The 14,321-nt window shown below is 71.0% G+C and carries 13 protein-coding genes; 5 read left to right on the top strand and 8 right to left on the bottom strand.

The genetic code is table 11. The annotated features are described in order from the left end of the window. Window positions 1-47: 47 nt before the first annotated feature. The 5 genes from ACZ67M_RS05295 to ACZ67M_RS05275 form a co-directional block, all read right to left on the bottom strand. Window positions 48-1,046: a TerC family protein gene (locus ACZ67M_RS05295; RefSeq protein WP_361361345.1), complete on the bottom strand. Its 999-nt coding sequence runs from the start codon at window positions 1,044-1,046 to the stop codon at window positions 48-50. Window positions 1,047-1,302: 256 nt separating this feature from the next. Further along, on the bottom strand, window positions 1,303-3,342 hold the full coding sequence (locus tag ACZ67M_RS05290; protein ID WP_469849604.1) for a TerD family protein: 2,040 nt from the start codon (window positions 3,340-3,342) through the stop codon (window positions 1,303-1,305). Between the two features lie 125 nt (window positions 3,343-3,467). Further along, window positions 3,468-4,046: a TerD family protein gene (locus ACZ67M_RS05285; RefSeq protein WP_122615064.1), complete on the bottom strand. Its 579-nt coding sequence runs from the start codon at window positions 4,044-4,046 to the stop codon at window positions 3,468-3,470. Window positions 4,047-4,187: 141 nt separating this feature from the next. Continuing rightward, window positions 4,188-6,329, bottom strand: coding sequence for an excinuclease ABC subunit UvrB (uvrB, locus tag ACZ67M_RS05280; RefSeq protein ID WP_392009372.1), 2,142 nt, complete (start codon window positions 6,327-6,329; stop codon window positions 4,188-4,190). A 40-nt stretch (window positions 6,330-6,369) separates the two neighbouring features. Next, complete coding sequence (locus tag ACZ67M_RS05275; protein WP_392009370.1) at window positions 6,370-7,248, bottom strand: MHYT domain-containing protein; 879 nt, start codon at window positions 7,246-7,248, stop codon at window positions 6,370-6,372. A gap of 290 nt (window positions 7,249-7,538) precedes the next feature. Here ACZ67M_RS05275 and ACZ67M_RS05270 point away from each other — a divergent pair, with 290 nt between their 5' ends. Both ACZ67M_RS05270 and ACZ67M_RS05265 read left to right on the top strand, forming a co-directional pair. Then, window positions 7,539-8,432, top strand: coding sequence for a glycerophosphodiester phosphodiesterase (locus tag ACZ67M_RS05270; RefSeq protein WP_361361353.1), 894 nt, complete (start codon window positions 7,539-7,541; stop codon window positions 8,430-8,432). 78 nt (window positions 8,433-8,510) lie between these two features. Next, the gene (locus tag ACZ67M_RS05265) at window positions 8,511-9,065 is read left to right on the top strand and encodes a methylated-DNA--[protein]-cysteine S-methyltransferase (protein WP_392009364.1); all 555 of its coding nucleotides are present in this window, start codon (window positions 8,511-8,513) and stop codon (window positions 9,063-9,065) included. 33 nt (window positions 9,066-9,098) lie between these two features. Here ACZ67M_RS05265 and ACZ67M_RS05260 read toward each other — a convergent pair whose 3' ends face one another. After that, on the bottom strand, window positions 9,099-9,527 hold the full coding sequence (locus ACZ67M_RS05260; protein ID WP_361361357.1) for a VOC family protein: 429 nt from the start codon (window positions 9,525-9,527) through the stop codon (window positions 9,099-9,101). 139 nt (window positions 9,528-9,666) lie between these two features. Here ACZ67M_RS05260 and ACZ67M_RS05255 point away from each other — a divergent pair, with 139 nt between their 5' ends. Continuing rightward, window positions 9,667-10,572: a pseudouridine-5'-phosphate glycosidase gene (locus tag ACZ67M_RS05255; protein WP_469849749.1), complete on the top strand. Its 906-nt coding sequence runs from the start codon at window positions 9,667-9,669 to the stop codon at window positions 10,570-10,572. Beyond that, window positions 10,569-11,513, top strand: coding sequence for a carbohydrate kinase family protein (locus ACZ67M_RS05250; RefSeq protein WP_469849603.1), 945 nt, complete (start codon window positions 10,569-10,571; stop codon window positions 11,511-11,513). The genes ACZ67M_RS05255 and ACZ67M_RS05250 overlap by 4 nt, the downstream gene beginning before the upstream one ends. A gap of 127 nt (window positions 11,514-11,640) precedes the next feature. On the opposite strand, the gene ACZ67M_RS05245 is transcribed toward ACZ67M_RS05250, so the two are convergent. After that, complete coding sequence (locus ACZ67M_RS05245) at window positions 11,641-12,435, bottom strand: methyltransferase domain-containing protein (protein ID WP_469849601.1); 795 nt, start codon at window positions 12,433-12,435, stop codon at window positions 11,641-11,643. 260 nt (window positions 12,436-12,695) lie between these two features. Between ACZ67M_RS05245 and ACZ67M_RS05240 the strand changes: the two genes are divergently transcribed. Continuing rightward, window positions 12,696-13,823, top strand: coding sequence for a magnesium and cobalt transport protein CorA (locus ACZ67M_RS05240; RefSeq protein WP_469849599.1), 1,128 nt, complete (start codon window positions 12,696-12,698; stop codon window positions 13,821-13,823). Window positions 13,824-13,856: 33 nt separating this feature from the next. On the opposite strand, the gene ACZ67M_RS05235 is transcribed toward ACZ67M_RS05240, so the two are convergent. Next, window positions 13,857-14,300 (bottom strand): PPOX class F420-dependent oxidoreductase, encoded by a 444-nt coding sequence (locus ACZ67M_RS05235; protein WP_385802982.1) that lies wholly within the window; start codon window positions 14,298-14,300, stop codon window positions 13,857-13,859. Between the last annotated feature and the right edge of the window lie 21 nt (window positions 14,301-14,321).

The following is a 14,321-nucleotide window of genomic DNA, read 5'->3' as shown; positions in this document are numbered from 1 at the left end:
TCGCCTACGACCGGCCTACGGCCGACTGGGGATCGGACCGTGTCCGGTCACGCTTCGACGCTGTCCTTCTTGCCGTCGTCGCTCCCGGCCACCGCTTCCGCCTGGGCCTGCTTCTTGGAGGCCCGCAGGCTGGTGATCGTAGTGATGATCAGGACGGAGCAGATCACGCCGAGCGAGACCGGAATGCTGATCTCGGGAACGTGCACCCCGGACTCGTGCAGGGCGTGCAACACCAGCTTGACGCCGATGAAGCCCAGGATGACCGACAGGCCGTACGAGAGGTGGACCAGCTTCTTCAGCAGACCGCCGATGAGGAAGTACAGCTGGCGCAGGCCCATCAGGGCGAACGCGTTGGCCGTGAACACGATGTACGGGTCCTGGGTCAGACCGAAGATCGCCGGGATGGAGTCGAGCGCGAAGAGCACGTCGGTGGTGCCGATCGCGAGCATCACGACCAGCATCGGGGTCATGATCCGCTTGCCGTTCTCCTCGATCCACAGCTTGGTGCCGTGGTATCGGTCGGCGACACCGAAGCGGCGCTCGGCGGCCTTGAGGAGCTTGTTCTCCTCGAACTCCTCGTCCTCCTCGTCGGCCCGGGCCTCCTGGATGAGCTTCCAGGCGGTCCAGATCAGGAAGGCACCGAAGATGTAGAAGACCCACGCGAAGCTGGCGAGGATCGCGGCGCCCGCGGCGATGAAGATCGCCCTGAGGACCAGGGCTATGAGGACACCGATAAGCAGCACGCGCTGCTGGTACTGCGAGGGCACCGCGAACTTCGCCATGATCAGGACGAAGACGAACAGGTTGTCCACGCTGAGGGACTTCTCGGTGATGAAGCCCGCGAAGAACTCGCCGGCGGGCTGGCCGCCGCCGAAGATGAGCAGGCCGACTCCGAAGAGGCCCGCGAGGACGATCCAGACGACCGTCCAGATTCCCGCTTCCTTGATCGATACGTCGTGCGGCTTGCGGCCGATGAAGAAATCGACCGCGATGAGGGCGGCGAGGCCCACGATGGTCAGGACCCACAGGGTCACAGAAACTTCCACTACGCCTCCGGCAGTGCGTCACACGGCAAATGTCAGCGTCGTCGCTGCCGGAGGTCTCTTCCACCCCGGGTGTCCGGAACGCACTGCGCGTCCGCGGAACCCACGGGCCGACGCCCCGGGATCTGGCCTGATCCGTATTGACGGGGTCGCCGCACAGACAGGGAGTACTCCCCTCCGTACGGACGACAGTACCCCATTCACCAAGGGAGGGTAAAGAGATTTGCAAATTAAGCTCAAAAGCCCAGCTCGGAGCCCTTTACCCGCCCCACGAACGGCGGGCCGCCGCGACCTGGGCGAGGACCTGCTGGAGCACCTGGCTGCCCGGCGGCACGAGCGCCGGCTCGTACGTCCAGGCATGCCCGACCCAGGGGTCGGCCAGGTGGTCGTCGGGCACCGGTGTCAGCCGGAGCAGTGAACGCCACAGCGGGTCGAGCAGCGGCCCGTACCCCGCGGACTCCTCCCGGTCGGCGACCATCATCAGGTGGACGCCGACGGCCGGCCCCTCGTCGGCGAGGTAGCGCAGCTGGTTCACCGCCCGGTCGTCGAAGCCGTGCGGGAAGTCGTTGACGATCAGGAGCTGCTGGGAGGTGTCGACACCGGGCGGCAGCGCGTCGGGAGCACCGCCGCGCAACGCCATCTGCACCAGGTCGACGCGCTGGGTGAGGCGGGCCAGCACGTCCGCCGTCCCCGCCGCGCCGAGGGCGGGCGGAGCGGCGAGCACTCCGGTCCGCACGAGGGGTGCCAGCGGCTGCGCACCGGATCCGGCCGGGTCGATGACGTGCACCGTGAACTCGCCCGCGGGGTACACGGCGAGCAGCCGGGCCGCGTGCGCGACCGCCGTCTCCAGGCCGAGCCGCCGCGTCTCGTGGGAGTCCGAGACCGAACCGTCGAGCGAGGCGGAACGCCCGCTGTCGATCCACAGACCGCGCTCCAGCGGCAGCCGCATCAGCAGCGGGATGCGTACGCGGTCGGCCTCCGGCAGATGGAGATCGCCCAGCCGCAGGGCCATCGGTATCTCCATGGGGACGCGGTAGGCGTGCCAGACCGGGTTGTCCCAGCGCGCGAACGCCGCGGGCAGGGCGGGCTCGACGACCTCGGCCTCGGCGACCAGCTGGGCGACGTCCCGGTCCAGGACCTCCCTGGCCTGGGAGACCAACTGGTCGTGCCGGGCACGTGCCGCCTCGCGGGCGGCGTCTCCCTGTCCGCCGATCCGGCTGCGCGGGTCGGAGAGGGCCCGGTCGAGTTCCTTCTCCATGCGCGAGTCGGCGAAGTCCACGGCGCTGCGGTACGCGGCCATGGTGCGGGAGAGGTCCTCGAACATGCCCCACACCTGGTTGTAGAGCCGCTCCTCCATGGACCAGCCGGTGGCGTCACCGGCGACGGGCCGGGTGGGCCGGCCCGGTTCGGCCGGGGGCGCGGCCGGCGGGGGCGGCGGCGGGGCCGCGTTCTGACGGCGCGGGTGGCTGTAGTCGATCGGGCCGCCGCCGGTGGGCGTGGACGCCTGGCCGGCCGGTGCGGGGTCGCCCGTGCCGCCCCGGTACGGCTGCTGCGTCCCGTGCTGTCCCGGACCGCCGGGTGTCTGCGGGCCGGTGGGGCTCTGGGTGTCGTACGGGGACACCGGCGGTACGGGGCCGGGAGTGCCCTGGGGTGCGGCGCCGTGGTCCGGACCGTGCGCCGGGGCGGCGGTCTGCCGGGGGCGGTCGGCGTCCGCGGCGTGGGCCGGAGGGGCCGGCACCGAACGGGCCAGCCCGCGCGCCACCGCTTCGTGGATGGTCCCGGCGAGCTGGTGGGCCTGGGGCAGGTTCTGGTCGGTGAGCAGTTCGGCGAGGCCGCCCGCGTAGCCCTGGCCGACGGCGCGCACCTTCCACGCGCCCTGGCGCCGGTAGAGCTCCAGGGCGACGACCGCGGACTCGCGGTCCAGGCCGGTGACGGTGTAGCTGGCGACTTCGTCGCCGTCGAGATCCGTGACCGCGACGAAGGGGGCGGCGACGGCCCCGAAACGGACCGGGCCCTGCCCGCCGGCGGGCAGGGCGAGCAGCACGCTCACGCGGTGCACGGTGTCCGGGACCGCGTCCAGGTCCACCGCGAGGCGGTGGTCGGCGGCCGCCTGCCGGGAGACCTCCAGGCCCGGCAGGGTGGGGGTGCCCGGGTGAGCCACCCACTCGACCCCGTGGACCGTGCCCTTCTCGTCGCCGAGCGTGGCTCCGGCCACGATCGGCGTGCCGGCCGAGACCCGGATCTCCAGACGGGTCCGGGGAAGCGGGTGGTTCTGTCCCCGCGTCAGCTCGGCCGTCATCGCCTGTCCCCCTGTGTCACTCGTGCGTCACTCGTGATGTGCCGTGCGGCGCTCGCCCGACCCGCTCACGGGACGGGGTGTTCGGCCGGCCCCTCACGGGACCGGCATTGCGGCTTCGTCGCTCGTCAGAGGACCGGCAGGATGGCCGGCATCAGGTCCTGGAAGGTGCGGCCGTTGGCCGGGGTGCCGATGGCGGTCATCGACCAGCCCTGGCCCGCGCGGTGCACCTTGGCCATGATCTGCGCCGTGTAGGCGCCGCCGCCGGCCAGCGTGTAGCGGGCGAGTTCCTGCCCGTTGGTCTCGTCGACCAGGCGGCAGAACGCGTTCTGCACCTCCTGGAAGGTCTGGCCGGTGAACGAGTTCACGGTGAAGACGATCTGGTCGATGTGGACCGGGATGCGCTGGAGGTCGACGAGGATCGCCTCGTCGTCGCCGCCCTGGCCGACACCGCCGACCAGGTTGTCCCCGGTGTGGCGGACCGAGCCGTCGTCGCTCACCAGGTGGCGGAAGAAGACGACGTCGACCGGCTGCTTGTCCGCGAAGAGGACCGCGGAGGCGTCCAGGTCGATCTCCCGGGTGCGGGAGCCGAACAGGCCGCGCCGGGGAGCCGCCTGCCAGCCGAGACCCATGCGCACCGACGTCAGGCTGCCGCCGTCGTTCTTCTGCAGACTGATGGCCTGACCCTTGGTCATGTTGACGGTCACGCGCTGATCCCCTCTCGAACTGTCCCCTGTTGCCGCGGAGCCCGCGGTTGACCTGAACCCTACGCACGGGCACTGACAGAGCCCCACCCCGGTCCGCACTTTGTGTCGGTCTTGCAACACAGCCCGTGTCCGGTCGGGCCCTCAGGCCAGGCCCGCCTCCCTCATCTGACGCAGTTCCTTCTTCATCTCGGAGACCTCGTCACGCAGCCTGGCCGCGATCTCGAACTGGAGGTCGGCGGCGGCCGCCCGCATGCGGTTGGTCAGTTCCTCGATCTGTTCGGCCAGCTCCGCGGCGGGACGGTCGGTCGGGACCGTCTCCTTGGCCTTGCCCCGGCCCTTGGCCGGTTTCGCACCCGCCGCCTGGCCGCCGAGGGAGGGCACGGGGGCCTTGGCGCCCTTCCCCTCCTTCACCTGGCGGTACCCGGAGCCGAGCAGCTGCTCGGTGTCGACGTCCTCGCGGGCGATCTGCGCGACGATGTCGTTGATCTTCTTGCGGAGCGGCTGCGGGTCGATGCCGTTCGCCTTGTTGAACGCGACCTGCTTCTCGCGCCGGCGGTTGGTCTCGTCGATCGCCTTCTCCATCGCCGGCGTGATCTTGTCGGCGTACATGTGGACCTGGCCGGAGACATTGCGCGCCGCGCGGCCGATGGTCTGGATCAGCGAGGTGCCGGAGCGCAGGAAGCCCTCCTTGTCGGCGTCGAGGATCGCCACCAGGGAGACCTCGGGCAGGTCGAGGCCCTCCCGCAGCAGGTTGATGCCGACCAGGACGTCGTACTCACCGGCGCGCAGTTCACGCAGCAGTTCGACGCGGCGCAGGGTGTCGACGTCGCTGTGCAGGTAGCGGACCTGGATGCCCAGCTCCAGGAAGTAGTCGGTGAGGTCCTCGGCCATCTTCTTGGTGAGGGTGGTGACCAGGACCCGCTCGTCCTTCTCGGTCCGCTTGCGGATCTCGTGCACCAGGTCGTCGATCTGGCCCTCGGTGGACTTGACGACGACTTCCGGGTCGACGAGGCCGGTGGGGCGGATGATCTGCTCCACGGCACCGTCCGAGCGGGAGAGCTCGTAGGCTCCCGGCGTCGCGGACAGGTAGACGGTCTGACCGATGCGCTCCTGGAACTCCTCCCACTTCAGCGGTCGGTTGTCGAGTGCCGAGGGCAGCCGGAAGCCGTGGTCGACCAGGGTGCGCTTGCGGGAGGCGTCGCCCTCGTACATGGCGCCGATCTGCGGCACGGTGACGTGCGACTCGTCGATGACGAGCAGGAAGTCGTCCGGGAAGTAGTCCAGCAGCGTGTTCGGCGGGGAGCCGGGGAGGCGGCCGTCGAAGTGCATCGAGTAGTTCTCCACCCCGGAGCAGCTGCCGATCTGGCGGAGCATCTCGAGGTCGTACGTCGTGCGCATCCGCAGTCGCTGGGCCTCCAGGAGCTTGCCCTGTTTCTCCAGCTCGGTCAGGCGCTCGGCCAGCTCCTTCTCGATGTCGTTGGCCGCCCGCTCCAAGCGCTCGGGGCCCGCGACGTAGTGGGAGGCGGGGAAGACGTAGAGCTGCTGGTCGTCGCTGATGATCTCGCCGGTGACCGGGTGGAGGGTGGACAGGGCCTCGATCTCGTCACCGAACATCTCGATGCGGACGGCGAGCTCCTCGTAGACCGGGAAGATCTCGATGGTGTCGCCGCGCACGCGGAAGGTGCCGCGGGCGAAGGCCATGTCGTTGCGCGTGTACTGGATGTCGACGAAGCGGCGCAGCAGCTCGTCCCGGTCGTGCTCCTCGCCGACCCGGAGGGGGACCATGCGGTCCACGTACTCCTGGGGGGTGCCCAGGCCGTAGATGCAGGAGACGGAGGCGACCACGACGACGTCGCGCCGGGTGAGCAGCGAGTTGGTCGCGGAGTGCCGCAGCCGCTCCACCTCCTCGTTGATCGAGGAGTCCTTCTCGATGTAGGTGTCCGACTGAGGGACGTAGGCCTCGGGCTGGTAGTAGTCGTAGTACGAGACGAAGTACTCGACTGCGTTGTTCGGCAGCAGTTCGCGGAACTCGTTCGCCAGCTGGGCGGCCAGGGTCTTGTTCGGGGCCATGACCAGGGTGGGCCGCTGGAGCTTCTCGATCATCCACGCCGTGGTGGCGGACTTTCCGGTGCCGGTCGCGCCGAGCAGGACGACGTCCTTCTCGCCTGCTTCGACTCGCCGGGCCAGCTCGGCGATGGCCGCCGGCTGGTCGCCGTTCGGCTGGTAGGGGCTGACGACCTCGAAGGGCGCCACCGTGCGTTCGATCTGGGAAACGGGCCGCATGGGTTCCACCGTACGACCCCCCACTGACAACGGGTCCGGATCAGCGGTTCTGCGGGGCGCGGGACCGCCGGTGGGCGAGGGGACGGCGCAGGTGGCGGGCCGGGTGACGGGTCGGGCGGTGGGCCGTGCGCGGGACCTCGGAGTGGGCGGGGATGCCGGGCTTCCGCTCGACGGGCGGGGCGGCGGGCTTGCCCATGACCATCAGCGGGTCGAGCAGGACGACGACGCCGGCCAGGACGAGGAAGGCGAGGGGCCCGATCAGCATCGGGGCGAGCAGCTCGGCGGGCGATCCCCCGACGCTGGGCTCGGACGTGCCGCCGACGTGGACGTCTAGGGCGGCCATGCCCGTGTAGTGCATGCCGGTGACGGCCAGCCCCATGATCAGGGCGGCGCCCACGCTCCACAGGAAGCCCCGGACCTGTCCGGCCGCCCACAGTGAGGCGGTGGCGGCGCCCATGGCGATGACGACGGACACCGACACGGTGAACGTGTTGTAGGTCAGCTGTCCGTCCAGGTGCATCCCGGCCATACCCAGGTAGTGCATCGACGCGATCCCCAGGCCGGTGACGGTGCCGCCGGTGAACAGGGCGGTCCCGCGGGCCCCGCGGTAGCCGACGATGAAGATCCCGATCCCCACCATCACGATGGCGACGGCCAGGCTGGCGAAGGTCATCAGCCAGTCGTAGCGGATCGGCGTGTGCTCGATCGTGAACCCCATCATCGCGATGAAGTGCATGGTCCAGATGCCGGAGCCGATCGCCGCCGAGGCCAGGGCGAGCCACCCGGGGCGCCAGGAACGGGTGACCAGCATGGCCCTCGTGGTGCAGCGCAGACCGAGGGCACCGCCGAGGCACGCCATGAGGTAGGCCACCAGTGGTGTGACGAGTCCGTAGTTGAATCCGTCGACCGTGCCTTGCATCTGCGGCTGCCCTTCCGCCTTCTTACGCCCCGGTGGAGTACCGGATTCTCCTGATGTGCACCCTCTCGCGGGCCTGAGCGAACGACCGGGGCCGAGGCAGAGAGTATGACGCCCACCGGAATGGTCGAACGATTCTCCGGCAAAGAATCACGGCCTCGCCCCACTTGTGCCGCCCTGGTGAGCGTAGTTGAGCAACTCCATTCAGCCAGTGGCCATTCTGTACCCCTCTTCCGTTGACTCTCCGGTGTCACAGTGGAGCTGTCCGTGATCGCTCGACGCGAGGAGTACGCATGCACGTGCGCACAGTTGCCGTCACGACCACCGCGCTTCTGGGAGTCGCCCTGACGGCGCCCCTCTCGCACGCCCGGTCCACCGGGACCGGCGACGACGGGCCCACGGTCGTCGCGCACCGGGGCGCTTCGGCCTACGCGCCGGAGAACACGCTGGCCGCCGTCGACAAGGCGGCCGAGCAGGGCATCCGCTGGGTGGAGAACGACGTCCAGCGCACCAAGGACGGTGAACTCGTCGTCATGCACGACGAGGACCTGAGGCGTACCACCGACGTGGAGGAGGTCTTCCCCGGCCGGTCCCCATGGAAGGTGAAGGACTTCACGGCCGCGGAGATCGCGCGGCTGGACGCGGGGAGCTGGTTCGGGTCCCGGTACGCGGGCGCGCGCGTACCGACTCTGAAGCAGTACGTGAACCGTCTGGAGCACAACCACCAGAAGCTGCTGCTGGAGCTGAAGAGCCCCGGCCTGTACCCGGGCATCGAGCAGCAGACCCTCAAGGTGCTCGCCAACGAGGGCTGGCTCGACCGCCGCCACGTGACCGGCCGGCTGGTGGTGCAGAGCTTCAGCGCGGACAGCATCCGGACGGTCCACGAGCTCAAGCCGGCCGTCAAGACGGGCTTCCTCGGCACGCCGCTCGTGTCGGACCTGCCCGAGTACGCCGAGTTCGCGGACCAGATCAATCCCTCGCACGGCTCCCTCTCCATGTCCTACGTGGCCTCGGTGCACGCGTTCGACGGGCCGCACGGCAAGCGGATGGAGGTCCTGACCTGGACGGTGGACACCGCTGCCGCCGCCCGGCGGGCGGCGGGGTACGGCGTCGACGGCATCATCACCAACAAGCCGGACGTGGTGCGGGACGCCGTCGGCGAGGACACGGACTCGTCGGCACTCTGACCTCTTGACGCCCGGGACGGACCGGCCTCGCAGGCCGCTGTCCCGGGCATTGTCAGTGGCCGGCCGTACCGTGGGCGCATGGACAGCCCTGGGCAGTACGAACAGCGGGTCGTGTGGACCGTCGTCGGCACCGACATCGGTCCGCTGATGCTGGCCGCCACCCCCGACGGCCTGGTCAACGTCGTGTTCCACGCCACCGCCGCCGCCCGCGGCCAGGCGCTCGAACGGCTCGCGGACCGGCTGGGGACGGAGCCCGTGGAGGCGCCCGGCTCCCCGCTGCTGGCCGAGGCGATACGCCAGGTGGCGTCGTACTTCGCAGGGGCCAGGCAGGACTTCGACCTGCCGCTGGACTGGTCGCTGATCTCGGGCTTCAACCGGCAGGTACTGCGTGAGCTGGCCTCCGGCGTCCCTTACGGCTCGGTCGTCGGGTACGGCGACCTGGCCGGCCGGGTGGGCCAGCCGGGCGCGGCCCAGGCGGTCGGCATGGCCATGGGTGCCAATCCGCTGCCGGTCGTCGTGCCCTGCCACCGCGTGGTGGAACGCGACGGAGGCATCGGCGGGTTCGGCGGCGGGGTGGAGACCAAGCGGCGGCTGCTCGCACTGGAGGGCGTGCTGCCCGAGCCGCTGTTCTGAGCGCGGGCCCCGGGACGCCGGTGGCGGGCGGAGCTAGTCGTAGTGCCGGGCCTCGATGATGTTGCCGTCCGGGTCGCCGAAGTAGAAGCTGCGCCGGGCCATGCCGCGGGCGCCGTAGGAGTCGTGGGAGAGATCCGAGACCGGGACGGACTGCTCCTCCAGGCGGACGCGCAGCGCGTCGAACTCGTCCGCGGGCAGGGACAGGCAGACGTGGTTGACGGGATGCCCCGCGCTCTCGTCGGCGCCGGGTACGACCCGCATACGTGGAGCGAGGGAGTGCGGCGCGAGATCGAGGATGGTCTCTTCGTTGAGCCGCACGGAAGGAAAACTCACGGTCCCCGCGGCGTACTCGGTCAGCCGCAAGGGCTCCAGACCCAGGTTCTTCTCGTAGAACCCGGCCGCGGCGACCGGGTCGCTGACCCAGAGCACCACGTGGTCGAGACGTGTCGTGTTGTCCGTCATGGTTCCCAGGCTGGTGCCCTCCCCCGGGACCCGCAAGGGGCCGGTGCGGTCCCCTCGGGGGTTTGACCCGGTCCCTCGCCCGCCAGGGATGAGGGAGACCGGAGCCGAGGGAGACCGTCGGACAGGAGGCAGGCGCGTGATGCTGGTGGTGTCGGAAGAGGTACGGGCGGCGATCGACGCCCATGAGCCCGTGGTGGCCCTGGAGTCCACGATCATCGCGCACGGGCTGCCGCGCCCGCGCAATCTGCTGGTGGCCGGGGAACTGGAGGAGGTGGTCCGTCGGGAGGGCGCCGTCCCGGCGACGATCGCCGTCCTGGAGGGGCGGCCGCACGTGGGCCTCGACAAGGAGCAGCTGGAGCGGGTCGCCAACGAGGACGGCATCCGCAAGCTGGGCCACCGGGACCTGCCGCTCGCGGTGGCGGCCGGAGCGAGCGGCGCGACCACCGTGTCGGCGACCGCTCTGCTGGCGGCGCTGGCGGGCGTGCGGGTGTTCGCGACCGGTGGGCTGGGCGGCGTGCACCGGGAGTGGACGGTGACGCAGGACGAGTCGGCCGACCTGGGCCTGCTGGCACGCACCCGGATCACCGTGGTGTGCGCGGGGGTGAAGTCCATCCTGGACGTACCGGCGACCCTGCAACGGCTGGAGACGCTCGGCGTCTCGGTGGCGGGCTACGGCACGGACCGCTTCCCCGGCTTCTACCTGTCCGACTCCGGGCACCCGGTGGACTGGACGCTGGACAGCCCGGAGCAGGCGGCGGCCGTCATGCGGGCGCAGGACGCGCTGGACGGGCCGCGGTCCGCTTTCGTGGTCGCCAATCCGGTGCCCGAGGAGGAGCAGCTGGATCCCACGCTGCACGCACGCGTGCTGGCCGAAGCGCTGCGCGCGTGCGAGGCGGAGGGGGTGACCGGGCAGGCGGTCACCCCGTTTCTCCTGGACCACTTGGTGCGCCACACCGACGGTGCCTCGCTGAGCGCCAATCTGGCGGCGGTGCGCGGAAACGTACGGCTGGCGGCCCGTATCGCGACGGCCTGGGCCCGGGCGTGACCGTGCGGCCGGGCGGGGCGTTGCTGGTCGTCGGCGATGTCGTCACGGACGTGGTCGCCCGCCACCGGGGGCCGCTGGCCGCCGGTACGGACACGGCCGCCTCGATCCGTCGCCTGCCCGGCGGTGCGGGTGCCAACGTGGCCTGCTGGGCGGCCTGGGCGGGGTACCGGAACGTCCGGCTGCTTGGCCGGGTCGGTGCCGACGCGGCGGACTGGCACGAGCGGGAGCTGACGGCCTGTGGGGTGCGTCCGCTGCTGGTGGTCGATCCGTCGGCGCCGACGGGGACGGTGATCTGCCTGGTCGACAGCGGCGACTCGGGCGAGCGGACCTTCCTCACGGACAGCGGGGCGTCCTTGCGGATCGGGCCGGGCGACTGGTCGGACACGCTGCTCGACGGCGTCGCCCGACTGCACCTGTCGGGCTACCTCCTGTTCGCGGAACCGAGCCGCGCTCTGGTGTCGGTCGCCCTGGCCGCGGCACGCGCGCGCGGGGTGCCGGTCAGTCTCGACCCGGCCTCGGCGGGGTTCCTGGCCGGGCTGGGAGTGGACCGCTTCCTGGGTCTGGTCGAGGGGGTGGACGTCCTGCTGCCGAGCCGTGACGAGGCGTGCCTGCTGACCGGGCTGCCCGATGCCGCGGACGCGGCGGCCAAGCTGAGCCGGCACGTTCCGCTGGTGATCTCCAAGCAGGGGGCGGAGGGCGCCCTGGTGGCCCGGGCCGGCGCCGTGTGCGCCCGGGTCCCCGCAGCACCCGCGTCGCCGCGGGACAGTACGGGCGCCGGTGACGCCTTCACCGGCGCGTTCCTCGCCGCGCTGCTCGCGGGAGCGACACCCGAGGAGGCGGCGGCCACGGGGTGCCGCGCGGGAGCGACGGCGGTCGAACGGGTGGGCGGGAGACCTCCGCGAGCGCGCGGCCGATCAGCGGCGGAGACCCGGCAGGCGTGATCGCGTGCTCTCCGTGCCGTGAGCGTGCCTCAACCGGACGTCCGGACATCCGAGCCGACGGGGTGACCGGGGTGACGGGACGGCCAGGGCCCATGAGGAGGTCGACGAGGCCGCCGGCAGGTGCTCCTTACGCCTTGCGCCCCCACGCCGAGATCATCGGAGCCGTCGCCAGGTCCATGCTGCCGGACGCGACGTTGGCGAGATGCCGGTCGATGTCGTCGTGGGTGGCCACTCCCGCCCCGACCAGCTCGTCGCGGATCTGACGGACGGTCGCCGACTCCAGGGCGGCGCACGCGGGCGAGGTGACCGGGAAGTAGGCGTCGGCCTCCACGCGGCGCAGTCCGGCCTCCCGGAGCAGGCGCGGCAGCCGGCGGCCGTAGGAGAGGTCGGCTCCGCGGCGGGACAGCAACTCGCGGAAGCCCTGCCGGAGGCGGTTCGCCAGTTGCTGCTCGGGGCCGTGCTCGTCGGGGCAGAGCAGGGGCTGGAGGGCGGGATCGGCGTCCTCGACCAGGAGGCGGCCGCCGGGACGCAGGGCCTTGACCATCGACCGCAACGCCCGCTCCCGGTCCGGGACGTGGACGAGCACCAGCCTCGCGTGCACCAGGTCGAACCCCTCCCCCGGCGGCTCCTGCGCGCCCACGTCGTGCACACGCACCTCGACCGGCGGGCGGCCGGCCGGAGCGACCCGCGAGGTGTCGATGTCCGTCGCGATGACCCTGCCGGTCGGCCCGACCTTCTTGGCCAGCCACGACACCACGGAGGTTCCGCCGGCCCCGACCTCCCAGCAGCGCCAGCCGGGTCCGACGCCGAGCGTCTCGAGGTGCCGGAACGTGGTGGGGTCGAAGAGCTTGGCGAAGGCGTCGAAGCGCTCCGCAGCCTCGGCCTGCCGGTTGTCGAGGAGGTATCCGTCGGTTCGCGTCATGCTGCGATCATCCCAGTTGTCCGGCTTGTCGGAAGGGGGCGACGCTCCGGCGCGAGGGCGCCGCCCTACTCCACCGCCCCGGCCCCGGACGGCCGGTCGGGGCGGCTCCGGCGGTGCGCGGCCGACGGTTCGTCCACAGCCGGGAAGGAAGCGGAATGCTCCGTTTCCACAGGCTCGGACGGCGTTCCCGCAGGACTGGCAGACTGGCCTGCCAAGGCGCGGGAAGCACGGCGCGAGGGGACCCACGCGAGGAGATTCGGATGACCATGGCAGGGAATCTGCGCAAGGTCACCGGCCTGGGAAAGGTCGGCGGCCTGCGCAAGGTGGCACAGCTGGGCCGCCGTCGGCGGCGGGTGGACCTGAGCCACCCGGTCCGCTCCCCGCTTGGTTCCTCGGTGGTGAACTGCGTGACCTACCGGGACGGCGTCCGCACCCCCGAGGGCGGCGATCCGGTCGAGGTGGTGGCCAGGATGCGCAAGCGCGCCGCGGGCTTCGTCTGGCTCGGCCTGCACGAGCCGACGGACCAGGAGTTCGCCGGCGTCGCGGAGCTGTTCGATCTGCATCCGCTGGCGGTGGAGGACGCGATCGAGGCCCACCAGCGGCCGAAGGTGGAGCGGTACGGCGAGACGCTCTTCGCCGTCTTCAAGACCGTCTGCTACGTGGAGCACGAGGAGCTGACGGCCACCAGCGAGGTGGTGAGCACCGGCGAGATCATGGTGTTCGTCGGCCAGGACTTCGTGATCACCGTGCGCCACGGACGGCACGGCTCCCTGGGTCCGCTGCGAGAGGAGCTGGAGTCCGATCCCGCGCAGCTCGCCAAGGGGCCGTCGGCGGTGCTGCACGCGATCGCGGACCACGTGGTGGACGACTTCCTGAGCGTCGTCGACTCGGTCCAGGCGGACGTCGACCATGTGGAGACGGAGGTCTTCGCGGAGAACGGCGCGCGGGTCGACCCGGGACGGATCTACCAGCTCAAGCGTGAACTGCTCGAACTGAGGCGGGCCGTGGTGCCGCTCAGCCGGCCCCTGGAGGAGCTGGCCACTCGGCCGTTCCGGGCGGTCGACCCGGAGATACAGGCGTACTTCCGTGACGTCTCCGACCACCTGCTGCGGGCCGGCGAGCAGATCGCCGCGTTCGACGAACTGCTCAACTCCATCCTCCAGGCACACCTCGCCCGCGTGACGGTCGCGCAGAACGAGGACATGCGGAAGATCACCGCCTGGGCCGCGATCGTCGCCGTCCCCACGATGGTCTGCGGGGTGTACGGCATGAATTTCGACCACATGCCTGAGCTGCGCTGGCGGTACGGCTACGGCCTGGTCATCGGGGTGATAGCCGTCGCCTGCCTGGCGCTGCACCGCGGCTTCCGGCGCAACGGCTGGCTCTGAGGACGGGGCGAGCGGTTCGGGCACCGGACCCGATCAGGCCGAGAAGCTCACGACCTTCCGTGGCACGACACGGATGATCACACGGGTCTCCTCGTCCTTCTCCGCCGGCGGGTCGATGCCGAGGTATTTGTGCGACAGGTCGCGCGGAAGTCTCTTCCCCTCGTCGGGGACGATCTCGACGGTGCCGCGGATCTCCACCGAGGTGTACGGGTTGGCCAGGTCGTAGACCGACAGGCTGATGCGCGGATCCCGGCGGAGGTTGCGCACCTTCTGCCGTCCGTCCACGGAGGAGAAGAGCACCGTGTCGCCCTCGCGCTTGATCCAGACCACGGAGTTCTGCGGGGCGCCGTCGGGACCGAGCGTGGCGACCGAGGCGAAGTTCTTGCCGTCCAGGAGGGCGCGGACCGGTTCGTCGAAGGAGGCGGCGGAGTTGCGGGCATCGGTGGTGACGGCGGCATCGCCGGAGTGAGTGGTCATGCCCGCAGCCTAGTTACATGC

It is taken from the genome of Streptomyces sp. NPDC107500 (assembly GCF_055582785.1).
The sequence above is the reverse complement of the archived record's forward strand: the minus strand, read 5'-3'. Positions and strand labels throughout refer to the sequence as shown.